This window comes from Halorubrum sp. SP9 (genome assembly GCF_005435015.1).
In the GTDB taxonomy this organism is placed as follows: domain Archaea; phylum Halobacteriota; class Halobacteria; order Halobacteriales; family Haloferacaceae; genus Halorubrum; species Halorubrum sodomense.
In genome coordinates, this window is sequence record NZ_SGXU01000278.1 from 295 (window position 1) to 562 (window position 268).

Sequence of the window (268 nt, forward strand, 5' to 3'; positions counted from 1 at the left end):
GCTCGTCGAGACCGCCCATCCACGGGACGGAGTCGCGCATTCAGGTCGCGCCTCCGTTCGAGGTCTCGCTGTTCGTCGGGTCCTGCGCCTCGACAGCCTCACTGTCGTCATCAATGTAGGTCCAGTTCTCGGTATCGAGCCGACCGTCGAGGTATGCTTCACCGTCTTCAGTGATGATGTAGACTCCATTTCCTAGGTGTCGTACGAGATCTTCCTCAGCTAATCGCTTACATCGCCGGTTAATCTGCTGACGAGAGTACCGGATCGG

At 57.8% G+C, this 268-nt stretch carries 1 pseudogene; it reads right to left on the reverse strand.

Annotation, left to right across the window (positions count from 1 at the left end):
• Positions 1-40 precede the first annotated feature (40 nt).
• Positions 41-268: pseudogene (locus EXE45_RS20955) on the reverse strand (MarR family transcriptional regulator); the annotation flags it as partial.